The organism is Alteribacillus sp. JSM 102045 (assembly GCF_041949975.1).
Taxonomy (GTDB): Bacteria; Bacillota; Bacilli; order Bacillales; family Marinococcaceae; genus Alteribacillus.
In genome coordinates, this window is sequence record NZ_JBHFQG010000079.1 from 1 (window position 1) to 2,159 (window position 2,159).

At 38.4% G+C, this 2,159-nt stretch carries 4 protein-coding genes; all 4 read right to left on the reverse strand.

From position 1 onward, the window contains the following. A partial coding sequence (locus ACE1TI_RS21540; RefSeq protein ID WP_375009570.1) for a SpoVA/SpoVAEb family sporulation membrane protein occupies nt 1–98 on the reverse strand: 98 nt, incomplete at its 3' end. Beyond that, entirely contained in the window at nt 95–1,114 is a 1,020-nt protein-coding gene (gene spoVAD / locus ACE1TI_RS21545) for a stage V sporulation protein AD (RefSeq protein ID WP_375009567.1), read from the reverse strand. The genes spoVAD and ACE1TI_RS21540, both read right to left, overlap by 4 nt. After that, nucleotides 1,114–1,593 (reverse strand): stage V sporulation protein AC, encoded by a 480-nt coding sequence (gene spoVAC, locus ACE1TI_RS21550; protein ID WP_375009568.1) that lies wholly within the window; start codon nt 1,591–1,593, stop codon nt 1,114–1,116. Before spoVAC ends, spoVAD begins: the two co-directional genes overlap by 1 nt. 18 nt (nt 1,594–1,611) lie before the next feature. Next, nucleotides 1,612–2,058, reverse strand: a complete 447-nt coding sequence (locus tag ACE1TI_RS21555; RefSeq protein WP_375009569.1) for a YhcN/YlaJ family sporulation lipoprotein — start codon at nt 2,056–2,058, stop codon at nt 1,612–1,614. Between the last annotated feature and the right edge of the window lie 101 nt (nt 2,059–2,159).

Below are 2,159 nucleotides of genomic sequence, written 5' to 3' on the forward strand. Positions count from 1 at the left end.
ACTAATGTATGGGCCGGTGTTAATTTAAAAACATCGAACATAATTTGGCCTATCACACAAATTAATCCGCCCACCACAAAAGCCCAAAAAAATATCATGTCTCTAAATCACCTCCATATTCAATTGAAACAGCATGGGCAATGCATGGAATGGTTTCGTTTTGCTGAACCGTTAAAGGAGATAATAAAGCTCCTGTAGCTATCACTAACATTCGTTTAATCTCCCCTTTCTTCATACGATTTAACAAATGTCCGTAAACTACTGTTGCGGAACAAGCTGCCCCACTCGCGCCTGATAAAACGGGTTGTCCTTCTCGATAAATCATAAGTCCACAATCCTGATAATTTTCCTCCTGGATTGGCACACCATGTTTTTTAAACAAATCGATTGATACTTCTCTTCCTATGTGACCAAGATCTCCAGTTACAATCAAATCATAGTATGAAGGGTCAATATTCCGTTCTTTTAAGTGGGTTTCAATCGTATCTACGGCAGCGGGAGCCATTGCTCCACCCATGTTGTAGGGATCGGTCATCCCCATATTTACAATTCGACCAATCGTAGCAGAAGTAATAGCGGGGCCTTTTCCTTTATCACTAACTAAGCCAACTCCGGCTCCTGTAACGGTCCATTGGGCAGTGGGGGGTTTTTGATCCCCATATTCTGTTGGAAATCTAAATTGTTTTTCTACTGCTGTATTGTGGCTCGAAGCTCCCGTTAAGATATAATTAGCCCCTCCTGTGTTTACAATGTAGGCTGCAAGAGCTAGTCCTTCCATCGATGTGGAGCATGCTCCAAATAATCCAAAATACGGAGCACCAAGGGTTTCTGCGGCAAAACTTGTTGGTGTTATTTGGTTTATAAGATCACCTGCTAAAAAAAATTGAATTTGCTCCTTTTGGAGATCAGCTTTTTTAATCGCTCTTTCACAAGCTTCTTCTAATAACACCTTATGAGCCTTTTCATAAGAATCTTCGTTTAACCATAAATCGGAATGGAGGAAATCAAAATCTTCAGCCAACAATCCTTTTGCCTCAAAAGGGCCGCCTGTCGTTCCAGTAGAAGCGATTTTGGGCTTTTTATCAAAAACCCATGTTCGATGTCCGGTTAACATTAAAATCCACCCCACTGTATAAGGATCGTTTTAATCGTTGCTACAACAAAGGCGGCAAACGTTCCAAACAAAATGACGGATCCAGCTAATTTAAACATGTTCGAACCTACTCCTAAAACAAATCCTTCAGACCGATGCTCAATGGCAGCGGAGATAACAGCATTTCCAAAGCCGGTAACCGGGACCGCGGAACCAGCCCCTCCAAATTGAGAAATTCGATCATAAAACCCAAATCCTGTAAATAGCAATGCAATAAATATCAACGTCGCCACTGTTGGATTATCTGCCGTTTCTTCTGTAAAGTTAAAAAAATAAATGTATAAAGTTTGAATTCCCTGACCAATCAAACAAATGATCCCTCCGGTGATAAAGGCTTTAATACAGTTTCCCAAGAGAGGTCTTTTTGTTTCTCGTTCATTTTCAAATGTTTGATATTCTTGTTGGACAGGAGTTAAATTCTTCTTTTTATTGTTGGGCATGGCATAACCTCCCTTATACTATGTTTTTTTGTTCATCAAATCGTTAATTCTCTGGATCTCTTTCTTTAACTTTTTCCGATTGATTTTATCTTCCTGTAATTTATTTTCTAGTTTTTCTGTCTCCCAAATAATTTTTTGATCAGTAGATACGTAAACATTTTTATTTGGATACTTTTTCTCAAGGTCTGCTGTTACTTTTTCTTCAATGCTTTTTATGCGAAAGCGTTCAAAATGACCAACCTTTGCGGCTACCAAAAGGTCATTTTCTGTATTTACAGCCTTAACATCTGTAACTTCATCTTTTTCAATGACAGATTCTTTAGCCTGGTTAGAAAGAGATTGGTCTACGGATTTAGTTGAGTGTATCTTTGTAAGCTCATTATCTTGTTCACCTTGGTTTTCGGCACACCCTGATCCAAATCCGAATGTAAGCATTATTAATAACAAAAAGGTTATTGTTTTCATTTATAACACTCTTTTCCTTTTTTCATCTAAATAGATCAGGAATAATAGGGAAAGGGAAAGAAAGGTTGTTATTGCCAACCTTCCTTTCCTTTCCTTTACTC

Coding starts and splice junctions, on each gene's coding strand:
- spoVAC (WP_375009568.1), bottom strand. CDS start 1,593: ATGCCCAACAATAAAAAGAAGAATTTAACTCCTGTCCAACAAGAATAT.
- ACE1TI_RS21555 (WP_375009569.1), bottom strand. CDS start 2,058: ATGAAAACAATAACCTTTTTGTTATTAATAATGCTTACATTCGGATTT.
- spoVAD (WP_375009567.1), bottom strand. CDS start 1,114: ATGTTAACCGGACATCGAACATGGGTTTTTGATAAAAAGCCCAAAATC.